General features: G+C 71.1%; 14 protein-coding genes. 5 read left to right on the plus strand and 9 right to left on the minus strand.

The features are described 5' to 3' along the window. Positions 1-13: 13 nt before the first annotated feature. The 8 genes from AKH00_RS05985 to AKH00_RS06020 all read right to left on the minus strand — a co-directional run bounded on the left by AKH00_RS05985 (position 14) and on the right by AKH00_RS06020 (position 7314). A complete protein-coding gene (locus AKH00_RS05985) occupies positions 14-649 on the minus strand; it encodes a response regulator (RefSeq protein WP_050721720.1) in 636 nt (211 codons plus the stop codon). After that, entirely contained in the window at positions 646-1824 is a 1179-nt protein-coding gene (locus tag AKH00_RS05990) for an ATP-binding protein (RefSeq protein ID WP_050721721.1), read from the minus strand. The genes AKH00_RS05985 and AKH00_RS05990 overlap by 4 nt, the downstream gene beginning before the upstream one ends. Positions 1825-1891: 67 nt before the next feature. Then, positions 1892-2683 (minus strand): class I SAM-dependent methyltransferase, encoded by a 792-nt coding sequence (locus AKH00_RS05995; RefSeq protein ID WP_050721722.1) that lies wholly within the window; start codon positions 2681-2683, stop codon positions 1892-1894. Between the two features lie 11 nt (positions 2684-2694). Continuing rightward, on the minus strand, positions 2695-3783 hold the full coding sequence (locus AKH00_RS06000; protein ID WP_050721723.1) for a hypothetical protein: 1089 nt from the start codon (positions 3781-3783) through the stop codon (positions 2695-2697). A 37-nt stretch (positions 3784-3820) separates the two neighbouring features. Beyond that, entirely contained in the window at positions 3821-4975 is a 1155-nt protein-coding gene (locus AKH00_RS06005; RefSeq protein WP_082297428.1) for an AMP-binding protein, read from the minus strand. Between the two features lie 34 nt (positions 4976-5009). Beyond that, positions 5010-5942 carry a 1,4-dihydroxy-2-naphthoyl-CoA synthase gene (locus AKH00_RS06010; protein ID WP_050721724.1) on the minus strand — a complete coding sequence of 311 codons (933 nt, stop codon included), beginning with the start codon at positions 5940-5942 and terminating at the stop codon, positions 5010-5012. A gap of 45 nt (positions 5943-5987) precedes the next feature. Next, the gene (locus AKH00_RS06015; protein ID WP_050721725.1) at positions 5988-6980 is read right to left on the minus strand and encodes a permease prefix domain 1-containing protein; all 993 of its coding nucleotides are present in this window, start codon (positions 6978-6980) and stop codon (positions 5988-5990) included. A 1-nt stretch (position 6981) separates the two neighbouring features. After that, entirely contained in the window at positions 6982-7314 is a 333-nt protein-coding gene (locus tag AKH00_RS06020; RefSeq protein WP_050721726.1) for a PadR family transcriptional regulator, read from the minus strand. A gap of 95 nt (positions 7315-7409) precedes the next feature. Between AKH00_RS06020 and AKH00_RS06025 the strand changes: the two genes are divergently transcribed. Further along, entirely contained in the window at positions 7410-8429 is a 1020-nt protein-coding gene (locus AKH00_RS06025; protein WP_050721727.1) for a GNAT family N-acetyltransferase, read from the plus strand. A 57-nt stretch (positions 8430-8486) separates the two neighbouring features. Continuing rightward, positions 8487-9464: an o-succinylbenzoate synthase gene (locus AKH00_RS06030; protein WP_050721728.1), complete on the plus strand. Its 978-nt coding sequence runs from the start codon at positions 8487-8489 to the stop codon at positions 9462-9464. 36 nt (positions 9465-9500) lie between these two features. Here AKH00_RS06030 and AKH00_RS06035 read toward each other — a convergent pair whose 3' ends face one another. Next, positions 9501-10121: a TetR/AcrR family transcriptional regulator gene (locus AKH00_RS06035; protein WP_050721729.1), complete on the minus strand. Its 621-nt coding sequence runs from the start codon at positions 10119-10121 to the stop codon at positions 9501-9503. A 125-nt stretch (positions 10122-10246) separates the two neighbouring features. Here AKH00_RS06035 and AKH00_RS06040 point away from each other — a divergent pair, with 125 nt between their 5' ends. From AKH00_RS06040 to AKH00_RS06050, 3 genes are all read left to right on the plus strand, one after another. After that, on the plus strand, positions 10247-13015 hold the full coding sequence (locus tag AKH00_RS06040; protein WP_050721730.1) for an MMPL family transporter: 2769 nt from the start codon (positions 10247-10249) through the stop codon (positions 13013-13015). Continuing rightward, entirely contained in the window at positions 13012-14895 is a 1884-nt protein-coding gene (locus AKH00_RS06045) for a YhgE/Pip domain-containing protein (RefSeq protein WP_050721731.1), read from the plus strand. Before AKH00_RS06040 ends, AKH00_RS06045 begins: the two co-directional genes overlap by 4 nt. Before the next feature lie 167 nt (positions 14896-15062). Then, complete coding sequence (locus tag AKH00_RS06050; RefSeq protein ID WP_050721732.1) at positions 15063-15647, plus strand: 2'-5' RNA ligase family protein; 585 nt, start codon at positions 15063-15065, stop codon at positions 15645-15647. Positions 15648-15655: the final 8 nt, after the last annotated feature.

Consider the following 15655-nt stretch of genomic DNA (forward strand, 5'->3'; position numbering starts at 1 on the left):
TCGAACCCTGTGGTCAGGCGAGGCCATGCTCGAACGCGAACACCACGAGCTGCACCCGGTCGCGCAGCGACAGCTTGGTGAGGATGCGGCTGATGTGCGTCTTCACGGTCGCCTCACTGAGATACTCCCGCGCGGCGATCTCGGAGTTCGACAGGCCGCGGGCGGCGAGGGCGAAGATCTCCTGCTCGCGGTCGGTGAGCGCCGAGAACTGCGCGGGCACGGGTTTCGGCGCCTCGGCGAAGTGCTCGAAGAGCTCCCGAGTGGCGGAGGCGGCGATCACGCTCGACCCGGAGTGCACGGTGCGGATGGCCGCAAGGAGGAACTCGGGATCCGCGTCCTTGAGCAGGAAGCCGCTCGCCCCCTGCCGGATCGCCCGGGCAGCGGCCTCGTCGAGGTCGAACGTCGTGAGCATCACGATGCGCGGCGGATCCGGCTGCGCGAGGATCTCGGCGGTCGCGGTGAGCCCGTCCATGACCGGCATCCGGATGTCCATCAGCACGACGTCCGGCCGCACGGCGCGCACGAGGTCGATCGCCTCGCGTCCGTCGCCGGCCTCGCCCACCACATCGAGGTCGGGCTGCGACGCGATGAGCATGCGGATCCCGGCGCGGAACAGCGCCTGGTCGTCCACGAGTGCAACCCTGATCATGCGACCTCCCCGATCGGGAGCGAGGCGTGCACGACGAACTGCGGGCCTTGACGCTCCGCCTGAAGGCTACCTCCCACGAGCTGAGCCCGTTCGCGCATGCCGATGACCCCGTGCCCGCCGATCGACGGTGTGCTCTCGCGCGCGACGGTGTTGTGCACGTGGATGTCGACGCGATCCGCCAGCCAGGCGAGATGCACGTCGACCGATCCGTCGCCGTGCCGGATCGCGTTCGTGAGCGCCTCCTGCAGGATGCGGTAGACAGCGAGCTGGATCGCGCCCGGCGGTTCGCCGGGCGGCGTCGGATCGATCGTGATGCGCGGTTCGATGCCGGCCTGTCGCACCTGCGCGAACAGCGCCTCGAGGTCGGCGAGCGTCGGCTGCGGGCCGTCGCCCTGGCGATGCCGTAGCTGCGTGAGCAGCAGCCGCACGTCGCTCAGCGCCCCGCGGGCGGTCTGAGCGATCGTGCCGAGTGCCTCGGTCGCCATCTCGGGCTTCGCGGCGGCGGCGTAGCGCGCGCCGTCGGCCTGGGCGATCACGACCGCGAGCGAATGCGCGACGATGTCGTGCATGTCGCGCGCGATCCGCACTCGCTCCTGTTCCTCCGCCGCGAGGGACTCCGCCTGCAGCTGCGCCGCACGGGTGCGCCGGGATCGCAGGATGACGCGCCACAGCAGTCCGCACACCCACGCGAACCCGAGCGCGAGCAGCGACAGGACGAGCAGCAGCGTGCCCGCGGTGATCTTGTCCCAGCCGCTTCCGGTGCCGAATGCGACGCCGTTCACGATGACCATGTAGATCGCCGCGACGAAGCCGCCGACGATGGCCGAGCCGAAGCCCCACCACAGCACGGTCCTCGTCCCCCACGCGGCCGTCGCGTAGAGCACCATCAGGATCGCGATGTCGATGGGCAGCGGCCCGAATCCCGCGAGCATCTGCAGCACCGCGCCGACCCAGGCGGCGATCAGCGCCAGCCCCGGCGACAGCCGACCGATCGCGACGCCGCCGAACATGAGCAGGCTCGCGATCACGACGGCCGCGGCCGACGTTCCGGAGGTGTCGCCGCCGCCCGCGCCCGGTCCGTAGAACGCGATCGACATCGGGGTGAACACGATGAAGAGCAGCGACGCCCCGACGATGTCGAGGACGAGCGCGGTGCGCGAGAGCGGGCGGATCACTCCCCCACGCTACGCGGCGTCGACCTCGACCCGCATCCGTCTGGGGATGTATCCGGCGGGGCGGAGGTCACGCCCGCGCGATGATCTCGCCGTGCGGCACGAGGAACCAGCCGTCGCCGTCGTCGGCCCAGCGTCGCCAGGCGTCGCTGATCTCCTGCAGGTCGGTGCGCGAGGCCATCTCGCCGTCGAGCAGCTGTCGGGTCAACGCGGATTCCAGGATGCGGTCGGCCCACATGCCGCCCCACCAGGCGCGATCCTCGGGAGTGGCGTAGCACCACGTGGATGCCGTCGCCGTGACCTCCTCGAAGCCGGCGGCGCGCGCCCAGGACAGCAGGCGGCGGCCCGCGTCGGGCTCGCCGCCGTTCGCTCGCGCCGCCCGCCGGTACAGGTCGAGCCAGGTGTCGAGCTCGGGAAGCACCGGGAACCAGTGGAACCCGGCGTAGTCCGCATCCCGGGCAGCTACGACCCCGCCCGGCACCGTGACACGCCTCATCTCGCGCAGCGCCCGCACGGGGTCGGCCACGTGCTGCAGCACCTGGTGCGCGTGCACGACGTCGAAGGAGTCGTCGGCGAACGTCAGCGCGTGCACGTCCTCGACCGAGAAGTCGAGGTTCTCGAGGCCGAGGCTCGCCGCGAGATCGCGGGAGAGCGCCAGCGCCCGCTCGTCGATCTCGGTCGCCGTCACGTGCGCGACCACGCCTGCGAAGTCGACGGTGATGCTGCCGGGGCCGGCGCCGACGTCGAGGAGTCGTGTGTCGGCCGTCAGATGCGGTCGCAGGTACGCGGCGGAGTTCGCGATGTCGCGGATGCGGTGCGAGCGGAGGACGGACTCGTGGTGCCCGTGCGTGTAGGTGGCCATGCTCCAGTGTGTCAGGAACGCGGGTGGGGTCGATCCGGACGGTCGTCTGCGGCGAGCGCCGTGCGCACGGCGCGGGTCGCGGCGGTCGCGTCGAGTCCGGAGGTGTCGACGACGAGCACACCCGGCACATCCGACCGGGACCCCTGCGCGGCGATCAGCGCCTCGATCTCCGCGTCGGTTGCTCCGACCACGTCGTCACCAGCGAGGATCGGCCCTCGCCCCGTGCGGCGTTCGTCGGCCCGCGCACGCCGCGAACGCTCGTCGGCCTCGAGCCGGACGATGACCACATCGGCGTGCGGGAAGGCGGCGACGACGTCATCCGGCGCCATCCGGCCCGGGGCGACCACCACGAGGGACTCGGCCCCGACGTCGGCGAAGACCTCGTGCAGCGCGACCACCCCGGCGACCGCTGCACCGCGCGCATCGGGTGCGAACGCCAGCTGCGCGGCATCCGCGAAACCCGTACGGACTCCCGCCGCCCAGTGCTCGGAGACGATCCGCCAGCCGACGGTTGACGCACCGGCCAGTCGCGGACCGGTGATCCAGAGCACGGTCCCGCGCGCGCGAGAGGCGGCGGTCTCCCGGCGATCAGGCCCGGGAGCCGAGAGATCTGCGAGCAGCAGAGTGTCGAGCACCCGGTGGACGACCTCCTCGACCGGGAGGTCGTCGGTGGGCAGCCGGATCCACTCCGGATGCGCGTGGGCGGACTCCGCAGTGCCCGCGGTCAGCGCCTGCCGCACCTGCTGCTCCGTCCAGTCCCTGGCGGTCAGCCGAGCGCGACGCACCGGCTCCGCGGCATCCAGCCAGATCGACGTCACGGGATGCCCGTGCCGAGGCGGCGGGATACGGGCCTCCGCGACGCCCGACACCACGAGCATCTGCGCCCCCGCGGACTCGTGTCCCCGCGCGATCCGCTCCAGCGCCCGTTCCTTGAGAGCCCACCGGTCCGGATCGTCGTGCGGTGCGGGGTAGCACATGCCCAGCTGGTCGATGTCGACGTACGCGATGCGGACGCCGTCGGCGCGGAGGCGCTGCGCGACCTGCCAGGCGACGGCGCTCTTGCCGACACCGGGGCCTCCGGCCAACCGCAGGATCTCCACGCGGCCAGCCTATGGTGCGCCGGATCTCCGCCGGACGTCAGCGCAGGTCGGCCACGGCGCGACGGATCGCCTCCCGGTCGGGCTTGCCCGAGGCGAGGACGTCGAGCTCGTCGACGAGCACCATGCGGGCGGGGCGCGCATGCTTGCCGAGCTCCTCGGCCACGGCCTCGCGGGCCTGCACGAGCTGATCCGACTCGCTGCGACGCAGGGCCTCGCCGCGCGCGGCGACGATCACCGAGGCCTCACCCCAGCGCGCATCGTCGACGCCCACCACGACGGCACCGCTGAGACCGGGGATGCGGCGCACGATCCGCTCGACCCGGTCGAGCGAGACGTTGATGCCGCCTGACACGATCACGTTGTCGGCGCGGCCGTGCACGCGCACCACCCCGTCGTCGACGAGGCCGAGGTCGCCCGTGCGGTACCAGCGGATGCCGTGCTCGTCGTGCGTGAAGTTCCGCGCCGTGAGGTCGCCGTCGCCGAGGTAGCCGTCCGCGAGCATGGGACCGGCGATGCGCAGCTCGCCGTCCACCGCCCGCACCGCCACGGATTCCAACGGCACGCCGTCGTACACGCATCCACCGCTCGTCTCGGTCGATCCGTAGGTGCGCACGAGGCGCACGCCGAGGTCGGCCGCTCGTTCGCGCAGTGGCTCCGGCAGCGCTTGACCGCCCACCAGGATCGCCCGGTAGGCGCGCAGCGCCGCGCGGATGGGGGCGTCGGCTGCCGCATCGAGCAGCGTCGACAGCTGCGCCGGCACGAGGGACGTGTAGAGCTCGGGGATGCCGTCGCCCGACACCGGCCGCAGCATCGACAGCGTCGCCTCGGCGAAGGTCTGCGGTGAGAACCTGCCATCGAGCGCGACCGGCTCCGTGCCGGCGAGGATCGAGCGAACCACGACCTGCAGCCCCGCGACATAGCCGCCGGGAAGCGCGAGCAGCCAGCGCCCGGACCCGATGCGCTGCGCCGTGGCCTCGGCGCTCGCGCGCAGCGCCTCCCCGCTCAGGGCGACACGTTTGGGGACCCCGCTGGACCCCGAGGTCGCGATCACCACGGCCGTGCCGCGCGGCACCCAATCCGGCGCGTCGCCGATCATGCCGAAGCCCAGGGCCTGTCCGCCGTCGAGGGCCCGGGCGAGCGCATCCCGCAGCCGTGCCGGATCCTCGGCATCCATCGAGATCAGTCCGACCATGTCCGTCCCGTCCTCTGCCCGATCCCGCGGGACCTCAGTAGTGCCAGGGGAACGACGACCAGTCGGGGTCGCGCTTCTCGAGGAAGGAGTCGCGGCCCTCCACGGCCTCGTCCGTGCCGTAGGCGAGGCGTGTCGCCTCCCCCGCGAACACCTGCTGGCCGACGAGCCCGTCGTCGACCGCGTTGAACGCGAACTTCAGCATGCGGATCGCCGTCGGCGACTTCGTGAGCACGGTCCGCGCCATCGCCAGCGCCTCGCGCTCGAGCTCGGCATGCGGCACGACGCGGTTCACGGCTCCGGCCTCATACGCGCGCTGCGCCGAGTACTCCTCCGCGAGGAAGAACACCTCCCGCGCGAACTTCTGCCCGGTCTGCCGCGCCATGTACGCCGAACCGTAGCCCGCGTCGAAGCTGCCGACGTCGGCATCCGTCTGCTTGAACCGCGCCTCCTCCGACGAGGCGATCGTGAGGTCGCACACCACGTGCAGCGAGTGCCCTCCCCCTGCTGCCCAGCCCGGGACGACCGCGATCACGACCTTGGGCATGAAGCGGATGAGTCGCTGCACCTCGAGGATGTGGAGGCGTCCGGCGCGTGCGCGCGTTTCGTCTCGCTCCGCTCGCTCAACGACCGAATCCTCGGCCTCGGAGTACTTGTACCCGTCGCGTCCGCGGATGCGCTGGTCGCCGCCGGAGCAGAACGCCCAGCCGCCGTCCTTGGGACTCGGCCCGTTGCCGGTGAGCAGCACGGCCCCGATGCGCGGGTCCTGGCGGGCGATGTCCAGTGCCCGATACAGCTCGTCGACCGTGTGCGGGCGGAACGCGTTGCGCACCTCGGGTCGGTCGAACGCGATGCGCGCGACACCGCCGTCGTGCGTGACGTGCGCGGTGATGTCGGTGTAGTCCTCGGCGCCGGGCGCGAGAGTCCACTCGTCGGGGTCGAACAGGTCGGAGACGAATGCGCTGGTCACGGCATCCAGCCTATTCCTGTCGAGATCGCCGACGGGATGCGCGGATCAACCACGACGGGCCCGCGCCGTCTTGATCCAGCCGTCCACGATGTCCCACCCGACGCCCAGCGCGATGCCGAAGCCGAGGAGCACGGCGAGGATCCGGAAGATCCCTCCCTCATCCGCGGCCTTCGCGTCGCCGGCGGCGAAGCCCTCGCCGCCCGCCGCGACGATGTGCGAGAGGAACTCGGGGTTCACGAGCTCGCCGCGCAGCAGCAGGATCAGGCTCCATGCGAGGAAGGCGACCGCCAGAACCGTGTTGACGACGGCGAGCCCGGTGCTCCAGCCGCGTCTGCGGTACAGGACGACGGCGAAGACGGCCTCGGCGACGATGAGCAACCCCAGCGTCGCGACGCCCCAGGGCCACAGCTGCGGGTTGAGGATCGGAAGTGCGTCACCCTCGACCTGCACGAATCCGCGGAACCGATCCCACAGCAGCGCGCCGACGGCGATGCCCAGGAAGACGAGCGACGCGATCAGCTCGGATCGCCCCACCCCCTTCTCGCGCGCCTCGGGAAGCTGATCCACGTCCCACTTCACACCGGTGTCGGCACCGGCGCGCTCGAGGATCACGAAGACGAGCGTGGTCCAGAAGCACAGGTGCAGGATCGTGCCACCCGTCGCCACCACGGCGGTCGAGATGATCTCGCCCACGGGTGCAGCAGCGATCGTCTGCCCGAGGGCGACCGCGGCGAGCACGCAGACCGGCACGATCATCAGCAGCAGCTTCAGCAGCCGCCACCAGGTGAGGTAGTAGCGCGGCCCGATCAGGTACAGCGGCCGGTCTGCGTACCCTGCGGCGAGCGCACCGGGATCGCCGAGCTCGGTGAGCACCGCACGCTCGGCGGCATCCGGGCTCTCGCCCTGCTCGAGTCGGGCTTCGACAGCATCCGCGATGGATGCTTCGAGCTCGGCGCGCACGTCGTCCTGCGCCTCCGGGCGCAGGCTGCGGACGGTCGCGTCGATGTAGCGCTCGGTGAGGGTTGCGGTGCTGGGCATGTCAGTTCTCCTCGGAGGTGAGGGAGGCGATGGCGGTGGTGAGGGCGCGCCATTCTTCGGTGAGGGTGTCGGCGAGCCGGATGCCGGCCTCCGATGTGCGGTAGAACTTGCGGGGCCGTGCCTCGTCGGTGTTCCACTCGCTCGTGAGGTACTCCTGCTTCTCGAGACGTCGCAGGAGCGGGTACAGCGTGTTGGCGTCGGTCGCGAAGCCGCGCGCCTCGAGCTGCTCGAGCAGCGCATAGCCGTAGTCCGCGGTGCGCAGCAGCTGCAGGCAGGCCAGCACCACGGTGCCGCGGCGCAGTTCCTGCAGGTGCGTGTCGAGCGTCTCGTTCATGCCCGTCACATTACTGTGCGTCACACACTATTGTCAACGACACGGGTATGGATGAGGTCCACCACAGTCGACGGCCGCCTCGATAGCGTGGAGGGATGCCCCTCGACCTCCGACTCATCGACCCTTTCGACGATGCAGCCGTCGATGCCTGGTGGGACGCCTACGCGGCCGCCGAGCGAGCCGATCGCGGTCACGACGCGATCGTGTGGACGCGCGAGGAGTCGCGCAGCGAACTCCAACAGGACTCGGAGGTCGTCGACCGGCGCGCGTACCTGATCCACGATGACGATGCCGTTGTCGGGTCGGCCAGCCTCGCACTGCCCCTCAAGGACAACACCCACGTCGCCCATCTCGGCTTGAGCGTGCCGCCGGAGTGCCGGCGACGCGGCATCGGCTCCCGCGCGCTCGCGCTGCTCGAGAACGAGGCCCAGGACGCGGGACGCACGACAGTCCAGGGTTCGGCGTCGTGGCCCCACGCTCTCGGATCCGACGGCGCAGGCTCACCCGGCCGGGAGTTCGCCCGCCGCCACGGCTACGCCCTCGCCCTCGGCGATGTCATGAGCCGCCTCGACCTGCCCCTCGATGAAGACGTGCTCCGCGCGCACGAGCGCACGACCGCCGCGTCGAGCAGCAGGTACGGCCTGAGGTCCTGGATCGGCCGCGTGCCCGACGATCTGATCGAGCAGTGGGCGATCCTCGACGCCTCGCTCGAGACCGAGGCACCGACCGGCGACAAGGACATCGACCCGCAGGCACCCGACGTCGACAGCATCCGCGAGAGCGACGACCTGATCGAGCGCCAGCGCCGCATCTCCGTCGGCACGATCGCGGTGGCGCCCGACGGTTCCGCCGCCGCGTACTCGCAGCTCGTCGTGTCGACCGACGACGGCAACGCCTACCAGTGGGGCACGCTCGTACGATCACGGGACCGCGGTCACCGCCTCGGCCTCGCCGTGAAGATCGCCAACCTCCGCATGCTGAGCCTTACGGCGCCCGAGGTCGGAGCCGTATACACGCACAACGCGGAGTCGAACGAGCACATGCTCGCCGTGAACACGCTGCTCGGATTCCGCCCCGTCGAACGCCTCGGCGAACTGCAGAAGCGACTCGGCTGATCCCGACGCACGAGCGCACCTCCCCTGTGCTCCGCTCGAGCGGAGCAGAATGGGCACATGCTCCCGCCGCTCGCAGACCTGCTCGACTCGGCCCGCGTCGTCTCGCTCCCGATGCACACGCGCTTCCGCGGGGTCGACACCCGCGAGGCGCTGCTGTTCGAAGGACCGGAAGGGTGGGCCGAGTTCTCCCCCTTTCTCGAATACGAGGATGCGGAAGCGTCGACCTGGCTCGCCGCCGCCATCGACTTCGCGTGGCGCCCGCAACCCGCGCCCGTGCGGGACCTTATCCGGGTCAACGCGACGGTGCCCGCCGTGGACCCCGCCCGCGTGGCCGAGGTGCTCGCTCGGTTCCCAGGATGCCGGACGGCGAAGGTGAAGGTCGCGGAGCCCGGCCACTCGCTCGCGGACGATGTCGCCCGCGTGCGCGCGGTGCGTGAGGCGATGGGGCCGGAGGGGCGCATCCGCGTCGACGCGAACGGGCTGTGGAACGTCGACGAGGCCGAGCACGCCGTGCACGCGCTCGCGGAGTTCGACCTCGAGTACGTCGAGCAGCCGTGCGCGTCGGTCGAGGAGCTCGCCGAGCTGCGCACGCGCGTGAAGTACATGGGCATACCGGTCGCCGCCGACGAGAGCGTGCGCAAGTCCGATGACCCGCTCGCGGTCGCCCGCGCGAAGGCCGCCGACCTCCTCGTCATCAAGGCGCAACCGCTCGGCGGCGTCACTCACGCCCTGCAGATCGTCACGGCCGCCGGCCTCCCCGTGGTCGTGTCCAGCGCGCTCGACACCGCGATCGGGCTCTCACAGGGGGCGGCATTGGCTGCGGCGCTGCCTGCGCTGGAGTTCGACTGCGGCCTGGGAACGGCATCCCTGTTCCTCGACGACGTCGCCGATCGCCGCCCGGTCGACGGGGCGATCCCGGCCGCGCGGGCGGTGCCGGACGCCAGTGCGCTCGACCGCCTCGCCGCTGCCCCCGACCGTCGCGACTGGTGGCTGGAGCGTCTCGGCCGTTGCCACGCCGTGCTCGCGGCGCGCTGAGACGCGTCGCACGCCCTTCCGCTCGGGTGACGCCGCTCAGACGAGGAGCAGCTGCACGAGGCGCCCGAGCTCCTCGCTGCCGGAGTGGCGCAGCTGCGCCGCATCGCGGCCGGCCATCGCCCCGCGCACGGTCATGCCCTCCCAGATGATCATGAGCATGCGTGCTGCCGCCTCAGCCGGGATGCGGAGCTCGAGCGTGCTCGCGTCGACGATGTCGGAGACGATCTTCGCGATGCTCGACACCATCTCGCGTTCCTGCGTGAGATAGGCGGCGCCGAACTGCGGATCCCGCAGCGCACGGATGCGGATCTCGCTCATCAGCATGACGTTCAGGCGGTCGTCGCTCCCGGCATCCATGATCTGCTGCACGAGTTCGATCGGGTCGCAGTCCTCGGCGAGCCCGCCGTCGGCGGCGATCTCGTCGACGCGGTCGCGTACGGCGTTCACGCGCTGCTCCGCGACGCTGCCGGCGAGCATGAGGAACAGCTCGTCCTTGGATTCGAAGTTCGAGTAGAACGCGCCACGGGTGAAGCCGGCGCGATCGCACACCGCCTCGACCGAGGCGCCGTCGAGACCGACTTCGGCGAACACCTGGGCTGCGGCGTCGAGCAGTCGCGCTCGGGTGTTCTCGCGGCTGCGGGTTGCGGGCGACGTCATCGGTACCTCCTCCGGACCATTCATTCTCACACCCTGCACACAGGATGCGGTGACGGGATCCCCTTACGATACAGATATGTATTGGATACACCTGTGTATCCAGCCCGCATTCTCCGAGGAGCCCCGTGTCCACTCTCCTGTCGTCGCTCGGCCGCTGGTCCTACCGGCACCCCTGGCGAGTCCTCGTCTCGTGGCTGCTCGCCCTCGGCCTCGCCGGAGCCGGTGCGCTCGTACTCGGCGCGGGCACGGACAACTCGTTCTCGATCCCCGGCACCGAGTCGCAGGCCGGTCTCGAGCAGCTGAACCGCTCCTTCCCCCAGGTCAGCGGCACCAGTGCGCAGATCATCGTCGTGGCCGCCGACGGCGACTCGATCGCCGATGACCCGTACCGCCAGGACATAGAGGATGCCGTCGAGAGACTCGCCGACCTCGATGACTCCGTGCTGTCGGCCACCTCGCCGTACGACGAGAACGTCAGCGGCATGATCAACGACGACGAGACCGCCGGCATCATCCGTCTGCAGTTCGACGGGCAGTCGACCGACGTGTCCGCCGAGACCCAGGACGATCTGCGCGCGGTGGTCGCCGATCTCGCGGAGGAGCTGCCGGAAGGATCGCAGACCGCGCTCGGCGGCGAGCTGTTCGCGACGTCGATCCCCGGCGTGACCCTCACCGAGGCGGTCGGACTCCTCATCGCGCTGCTCGTGCTGATCGTGACGTTCCGCTCCTTCGTCGTGGCGGGGCTCCCCCTGCTCACGGCCGTGCTCGGCGTCGGCATCTCGATGGCGGGGATCTTCGCAGCGACCGCGTTCGCGACCGTCTCATCGACGACCCCGCTGCTCGCCCTCATGCTCGGTCTCGCCGTCGGCATCGACTACGCGCTGTTCATCATGGCGAGGCATCAGGACCAGGTGCGCGACGGTGTCGACCCTGAGGAGTCCACGGCCCGCGCGGTCGGCACCGCCGGCTCCGCGGTCGTGTTCGCCGGAGTCACGGTGCTCATCGCGCTGATAGGCCTCGGCTTCGCCGGCATCCCGTTCCTCACGACCATGGGCGTCGCCGCGTCCGCCGCCGTCGCGGTCGCCGTCGCGATCGCCGTGACGCTCACCCCCGCGCTGCTCGGCTTCATGAAGGGACGGGTCATCGGACGACCCCGCCGTGAGCGGAAGCCGAAGAAGGATGCTCCGGCACCGGCGCCCCGCCGTCGCTTCAGCGATCGTTGGGTCACCGGGGTCACGAAGCGCCCGATCCTGGTGTCGCTGGCCGTCGTGATCGGCCTCGGCATCGTCGCGATCCCCGCGCTGAGCCTCAACCTCGCGCTGCCGAACGCCGGCGTGCTGCCGAAGGACAACGAAGCGCGCCAGAGCTACGACCTCGTGGCGGAGGAGTTCGGCGCCGGATTCAACGGCCCGCTGATCCTCACCGGCACGATCGTCACGTCCACTGACCCGCTCACCCTCATGCAGGACCTGGGCGACGAGGTCGCGACCATCGACGGCGTCAAGGAGGTCGCGCTCTCCACGCCGAACGAGACGGCAGACACCGGCATCGTGCAGATCATCCCCGAGACCGCGCCCGACGACCCTGCGACCGCCGACCTCGTGCGCGAGCTTCGTTTCCACCATGACGCGTGGCTCGACGAGTACGGCATCGACCTCAAGGTCACCGGGTTCACCGCCGTGGGCATCGACATCTCCGACCAGCTCGGCCACGCCCTGCTTCCCTTCGGCATCTTCGTGATCGGCCTGTCGCTCATCCTCCTCACGATCGTGTTCCGCTCGCTGTGGGTGCCGATCACGGCCGCCGCCGGCTACCTGCTGTCCATCGTCGCGGGATTCGGCATCGTGGGCGCCGTGTTCGAGTGGGGCTGGTTCGCAGACCTGCTGCACGTCGCCAAGGTCGGACCGATCATCAGCTTCATGCCGATCATCCTCATGGGCGTGCTGTTCGGGCTCGCGATGGACTACCAGGTGTTCCTCGTCTCGCGCATGCGCGAGGACTACGTGCACGACCCCGATGCCAAGAGTCCCGACCGTGCCCTGCGCAGGGCCGCCGCGCTGCGCGCCGTGCGCAGCGGGTTCACGGGCTCGGCGAAGGTCGTGACGGCGGCCGGGCTCATCATGTTCGCGGTGTTCGTCGCGTTCGTGCCCGAGGGCGATTCCTCGCTCAAGCCCATCGCGCTCGGACTCGCCGCCGGCATCGCGATCGACGCGTTCCTCGTGCGCATGACGCTGATCCCCGCGCTCATGGCGATCCTCGGCGAACGCGCCTGGCATATCCCCGGCTGGCTCGAGAGGATCCTGCCGAGCGTCGACATCGAGGGTGAGGCCGTCGAGCGCGAGCGCCACCTCGCCGAGTGGCCGGGCGACGACTCGGTCGTCGCCGCCGACGACCTCTCGATCGCGGATGCCGGTGTGGAGCACGTGCACCTGCGCGTCCCCGCGCACGGCGCGGCGGTGCTCAGCGGATCGTCGTCCGGGGCCCTGCGCGTGCTCGCCCTGGCGATCGCCGGGCGTGCGACCACCGACGACGGACGCCTCCGCGTCGCCGGACACCTGCTCCCCGGTCGCGCCGCCTGGGTGCGTGCCCACGTCGGCACCGTGCTGGTCGCGGACGGCACGGCTGCGGCATCCGAGCTCTCCGAGGCCCTGCGCGGCCGACCCGCGGTGGTCGTGATCGACGCCGTCGACCGTCTGAGCCGTGACGAGCGCGATCAGCTCGGCGCGCGCCTGCGCGATGCCGACCCGTCGACCGCGCTGATCCTCACAGCCGTCTCCCCGCAGCCGGCGCTCGACCTGCTCGCCGCCGCCGGCCGCCCGGCCCCCGAACTCATCGACATCGACACCCCCGCGGTCGCACGGACCGCCTCCACCACCACCGAGGTGAACGCATGACCCTCCCCATCGAGCGCGCCCGCTCCCGCAAGCCCATCACCTGGCTGACGATCCTCGGCATCCTGCTGCTTCCCGCTGCGGTCGGCGGGATCCTCGTCGCCGCGCTGCAGAACCCGACCGAGCGCCTGGACTCGATGACCGCGGCGATCGTCAACCTCGACGAACCCGTCACGATCGACGAACAGCTCACGCCACTCGGGCGTCAGCTCGCGGCCGGCCTGGTCGACGGATCCGACGACCTGGACTCCAACCTCACCTGGGTGATCTCGAACGAGGAGGATGCGGCGGACGGCCTCGCCGACGGCTCCTACCAGGCCGTCGTGACCATCCCGGAGGACTTCTCCGCAGCCGCGACCTCCGCAGGGCAGGCGATCTCCGATGGCGGAGGCGAGGCAGAGCAGGCCACGATCCGCGTCACGACGCCCGAGGACGGCCTCGTCGCAGACGACCTCATCACGAGCCAGATCGCCGACGTCGCGGCCTCCAGCACCGGCACCATGCTGTCGGAGGCGACCATGAAGAACGTGCTCGTCGGGTTCACGACCATCGGCGACCAGATCGGCGAGGCGGCGGACGGGGCCACGCAGCTCGCCTCGGGCGCGCGCGATGCCGCCACCGGCGCCGCCGCGATCCCCGACGGCGCCACGCAGCTGGCGTCGGGGGCGACGCAGCTCAGCACCGGAGCCTCCTCGCTCGCCTCGGGACTCGACACGCTCACCGCGAAGACCCGCGAGGCTGCGAGCGGCGCGAGCACGATCGGGCAGGGGCTGACCGCCGGCGCGCAGCAGCTGCAGTCGCAGGGCATCATTCCGACGGAGCTCAGTGCTGGCGCCGCAGACGTCGCCACAGGCGTACGCGCGCTCGCCACCCAATGCGACCCGCTGGTTTTCGGCGCGCAGTACTGCAACACCCTCACGGCACTTGCTTCCGGCGCAGAGGGCACCTCCGCCGGATTGACGCAGGTCAACACCCAGGCAACCGCGACGATCGCCGGGCAGCTCTCTCAGGCCGGCGCCGGCACCTCGCAGCTCGCCGGCGGCCTGACGCAGCTCGCCGATCAGGGTCTCGTGCAGTCCGCTTCCGGTGCGCGCTCGCTCGCGTCCGGCGCGACGCAGCTCTCTTCCGGCGCGACCGACCTGGCGACCGGTGCGACCGAGCTCACCACGGGGCTCGACTCCCTGGCGACCGGAACGAGCGATCTCGCGGGCGGCCTGGCGACGGCATCCGACTCGCTCCCCTCGTTCAGCGACGACGAGTCGACCTCGCTCGCGTCGGTGATCGCCGATCCGGTCGCCGCGAAGGGCTCGGGTACCACGATCTTCGGACCGACCGCGATCCCGCTGCTCACCGCGGTGGTCCTGTGGTTCGGCGCGATGGCGTCGTTCCTCGTGCTGCGCGCGCACACGACCCGCACCCTCACCTCGCGACGCTCCTCCGCGGGGCTGGCGCTGCGCTCCTTCGCCCCGGCCGCCGCGATCGGCGCCGCACAGGGTGTGCTCGTGTCGCTCATCGTGCAGATCGTCGCGGGGTACGACGCCGGCACGTGGTGGGCGTTCGCCGGCATGGCTGTGCTCGCGGGCGTCGCGTTCGCCGCCGTGAACCAGGCGCTCGTCGCCGTGTTCGGAGGCATCGGCCGCTGGGTGAGCGCTCTGGTCGGCGTGCTCGCGATCGCGACGGGACTCGTGTCCACCGTGCCCGGCTGGCTCGCCGATCTCGGTGCGGCGCTGCCGACGGCATCCGCGTTCTCGGGCCTCATCGCCGCGAACGGCGGCGCTGCCGCTGCCCTCGTGGTGTGGGGAGTGCTGTCGCTCGTGGTGACGACCGTGGCCGTGGCCCTCCGCCGCACGACGTCCGCCAAGGCGGCCCTCGCCACGGCCTGACAGCCGCTCCCGGCCCGGGCACGACGTCGGATCTGGGTCCCGACACGCCGCACCTCCGCTCCGATGTGCGGCGTGTCCTGTCTGAGATCCGAAGCCCTGCCCGCGTGTGACGCCCGCGAAGCGCTTCATGACGGCCGGATGCCGGTGCGGGTCCGTACGATCGGGGCATGCGCCGACCGTTCATGGACACCCCCGAGCAGCTCGCCTCCCTCGACGCGCAGCAGTACCTGGTGCTGCGCCCCACCGGGGCCGTCGCCGAGCTGTACGAGACCGAGCAGGATGCGGCTCTTCAGCGCTCCCGCATCCCGCACCCGCACACCGGGCACGTGACGCTCCGGGGCTTCTACGAACCCGAGCGGCGGGACGAGCTTCGCGAGCTGATCCACGGCTGGGCGGCGCAGCAAGCCCCGATCGAGATCACGGTCGACGCGGTCGACCAGTTCCCGACGCCCTGGCAGATCGTGATCCTGCGCCTCGCGCGCACCGCCTCGCTCGTGTCGGCGTACTCGACCCTCACCGAGGCCCTGGACCGCTCGGACTTCCGCCGCCTCGGCGAGCTGAGCCTCAAGGACTGGACCTTCCATCTGTCGGTTGCCTACGGCAAGACCCTGCCGACCGCGGAGTGGGACGATCTCGCCCGAGCATCCGTCCGCGACCTGGCCGACCGTCCATTGGAGACCATCTCCGAGGCCGAGCTCGTCTGGTACGACGGCGGTGTCGAGCACTTCGAGGTCATCCCCCTGGGCGGCTGAGCCCGGCC

The sequence above is a fragment of the Microbacterium sp. GCS4 genome (genome assembly GCF_001262495.1).
Taxonomy (GTDB): Bacteria; Actinomycetota; Actinomycetes; order Actinomycetales; family Microbacteriaceae; genus Microbacterium.

Bases quoted from the DNA above. Each gene is read 5' to 3' on its own strand.
- AKH00_RS05985 (WP_050721720.1), bottom strand. From the start codon at position 649: ATGATCAGGGTTGCACTCGTGGACGACCAGGCGCTGTTCCGCGCCGGG.
- AKH00_RS05995 (WP_050721722.1), bottom strand. From the start codon at position 2,683: ATGGCCACCTACACGCACGGGCACCACGAGTCCGTCCTCCGCTCGCAC.
- AKH00_RS06005 (WP_082297428.1), bottom strand. From the start codon at position 4,975: ATGGTCGGACTGATCTCGATGGATGCCGAGGATCCGGCACGGCTGCGG.
- AKH00_RS06015 (WP_050721725.1), bottom strand. From the start codon at position 6,980: ATGCCCAGCACCGCAACCCTCACCGAGCGCTACATCGACGCGACCGTC.
- AKH00_RS06020 (WP_050721726.1), bottom strand. From the start codon at position 7,314: ATGAACGAGACGCTCGACACGCACCTGCAGGAACTGCGCCGCGGCACC.
- AKH00_RS06025 (WP_050721727.1), top strand. From the start codon at position 7,410: ATGCCCCTCGACCTCCGACTCATCGACCCTTTCGACGATGCAGCCGTC.
- AKH00_RS06030 (WP_050721728.1), top strand. From the start codon at position 8,487: ATGCTCCCGCCGCTCGCAGACCTGCTCGACTCGGCCCGCGTCGTCTCG.
- AKH00_RS06035 (WP_050721729.1), bottom strand. From the start codon at position 10,121: ATGACGTCGCCCGCAACCCGCAGCCGCGAGAACACCCGAGCGCGACTG.
- AKH00_RS06045 (WP_050721731.1), top strand. From the start codon at position 13,012: ATGACCCTCCCCATCGAGCGCGCCCGCTCCCGCAAGCCCATCACCTGG.
- AKH00_RS06050 (WP_050721732.1), top strand. From the start codon at position 15,063: ATGCGCCGACCGTTCATGGACACCCCCGAGCAGCTCGCCTCCCTCGAC.